Genomic DNA, 2383 nt, shown 5'->3' with positions numbered 1-2383 from the left:
CCCCCACCTACGCCCGACCATCGCGATCTGACTGGAAGGTGTAGAACACAGCGTTCTACACTTCATTCATGGACAGCATTCCGGTACGCGAGCTCAACCAGCACACCAGCGCCGTCCTGGCACGGGTCGCCAACGGCGAGTCCCTTGAGATCACGGTCAGTGGGCATCCAGCCGCACGGCTCGTCCCGATCGACGACAACACGAGCATCCGAGCCGACCTGATTCGGCGCGGGCGGCTGATCCCAGCCAGCAATCCCGGCCCGCTCGTCCTGCCCGCGGGTGAGCCAGACCTGTCGGTCGACTCGACGGACATCGTATCCGATCTCCGTGAGGAGCGTTTGTGATCTTCCTCGACTCAGCGGCGATCGTGAAGATGATCCGCCGGGAAGTGGAGAGTGCCGCGCTCGAGGCGTGGCTCGCGCAGCAGGCGGACAAAGGACTCGTCGCCTCGGCGTTGGTGCTCACCGAGGTGCCTCGCGCCTTACGGCGATCCGATCCAGGTCGACTCGCAGCGGTGCCGACCGTCCTGGCCAGGCTCGACAGGGTTCAAGTGGACGAGACCGTCCTGGCGACTGCCGCGGCGTACGCGGATCCGATGCTCCGGACGCTCGACGCCATCCATCTCGCGACTGCCCAGTCGCTGGTCCTCGAAGGCATCCAGCTCACGGCTCTGGTCACCTACGACAAGCGCCTGCTGACCGCGGCCGCCGACATAGGTCTGCCGACGGCCGCGCCCGGCGCCAAGTGAACTGATGTACTCCGCCGCACCGGCCCGACGGGCGACGCGGCGGGGCGCCGATCAGCTGGTGAAGCGGAGGGTGAGAGTGGTGGGGGCGGTTTTCAGTTTGTCGCGGTCGGGGAGGGCGGGGCCGCAGGCGGCGGTGCCGACGCCGGTTTGGGCGATGTCGAGGGTGACGTGGGTGGTGTCACCGGGGACCAGTTCCGCCGCGTGGTGGGCGGATTCCAGGTCGTGGGTGGTCCAGTCGCGGACCGTGAGGCCGAAGAGGTCGCCGATCGCCTCGATGCGCAGGCCGTCGATCGTGGCCCAGCGGGTGTCGATGCGCTGACCGTTCTCCTGCGGGCGGACGTACGGCGTCTGCAGTTCGGCGACCGTGGCGGAGTACCTGCCGACCGCGGCGGCCGCGCGGGTGTCGACGTACGCCTCGTTCGGGCCGGTGCCGAACCACTCGACCCGCTCGGCCTTCGGCAGGTCGAACGTGATGCCGAGCCGCGGCAGCACCTCGGGGAACGGGCCCTCCGGTTCGACGCTCAGCTCGAGCACGACCGCACCGTCGACGGCGGTCCAGCGCCAGGTACTGCGCAGACCCCACTGCAGCTGCGGCGGCGCCGTCCGGGTGACGACCTCCCAGGCACCGTCGCGCTCGCCCTGCGACACGATCCGGTGCTGCACCCGGTGCAGCCCTTCCTCGCGCCACTTGGCCGCGACACCCGGGTTGGTGTCGTTGTCGATCGGCGCCCGCCAGACGTCGAGCCGCACGTTCCGCAGCCCACCGACGGAGATCCCGCCGACCCCAGCAACACCTTCAGCCGGCGCACCACCGGCCCCGACCCCGGCCGCACCCGCAGCTGCTTCGCCGTCCGCACCCACCCCGGCTGGGCGAGCCGGCCGGAGAGCCGGCTCGTCCAGCCGGATCTGTCCCCAGGCGATCCGATGACCGGCGTCCGCCCACGAGGCGGCCTCGGTGAGCGACGCAGTGACGGTCACCCACGTCTCGGGCTTCGACGCGTCAACGTCCGGCAGGTCGACCGTCACGGTCTCACCAGCGGCGATCACCGGAACCTGCAGACTCCCGGCGTCCACCCGCACACCTTCGACCTCGACCACGTAGCTGAACGTCAGGTGGCTCGTGTCCAGCACCTCGTACAGGTTCGTGATCGCCACGCGGTTGCCATCAGCAACGATCCGCAGTGGCTCGATCACCTTCACGTACTCGTGCATGCCCGGCGACGGCGTCCGGTCCGGGAACAGCAGCCCGTCGCAGACGAAGTTCCCGTCGTGGATCGTCTCGCCGAAGTCGCCGCCGTACGCGTAGACCTCGCGCCCGTCGATCGTCGTCCGGAGGCCGTGGTCGATGAACTCCCAGATGAACCCGCCCTGGCAGCGCGGGTACTTCTCGAACACCTCGCGGTAGTCGAGCAGCCCGCCCGGCCCGTTGCCCATCGCGTGGCCGTACTCGCAGAGGATGAACGGCAGCCCCCGGTACGACGTGGGGTCCTCGCCGATCTTCGCGACGTCCTCGGGCGAGGTGTACATCTGCGAGTAGATGTCGACGAACTCCGCGTGCGTGTCGCGCTCGTAGTGCACCGGCCGCGACGGGTCGAGCTCCTTGGCGGCGGCGTACATCGACTTCAGGTTGTCGCC

The 2383-nt window shown here is 69.3% G+C and carries 3 protein-coding genes; 2 read left to right on the top strand and 1 reads right to left on the bottom strand.

Annotated elements, in window-relative coordinates; all coding sequences use genetic code 11:
• Positions 1–68: 68 nt before the first annotated feature.
• On the top strand, positions 69–344 hold the full coding sequence (locus tag VFF46_RS30085; RefSeq protein ID WP_325040609.1) for a type II toxin-antitoxin system prevent-host-death family antitoxin: 276 nt from the start codon (positions 69–71) through the stop codon (positions 342–344).
• The gene (locus VFF46_RS30080) at positions 341–748 is read left to right on the top strand and encodes a type II toxin-antitoxin system VapC family toxin (protein WP_325040608.1); all 408 of its coding nucleotides are present in this window, start codon (positions 341–343) and stop codon (positions 746–748) included. Before VFF46_RS30085 ends, VFF46_RS30080 begins: the two co-directional genes overlap by 4 nt.
• A 51-nt stretch (positions 749–799) precedes the next feature.
• On the opposite strand, the gene VFF46_RS30075 is transcribed toward VFF46_RS30080, so the two are convergent.
• Positions 800–2383 (bottom strand): glycoside hydrolase family 2 TIM barrel-domain containing protein (locus VFF46_RS30075; protein WP_325040607.1); only part of this gene is annotated, 1584 nt, incomplete at its 5' end.

Origin of the sequence: Kribbella sp. (assembly GCF_035655035.1) — a bacterium.
Taxonomy (GTDB): Bacteria; Actinomycetota; Actinomycetes; order Propionibacteriales; family Kribbellaceae; genus Kribbella.
Note: the sequence above shows the minus strand (reverse complement) of the source record. Positions and strands in the feature narration are given on the sequence as shown.

What these genes read in the sequence shown, in the direction of transcription:
- VFF46_RS30085 (WP_325040609.1), top strand. Translation starts at nt 69, where the DNA reads ATGGACAGCATTCCGGTACGCGAGCTCAACCAGCACACCAGCGCCGTC.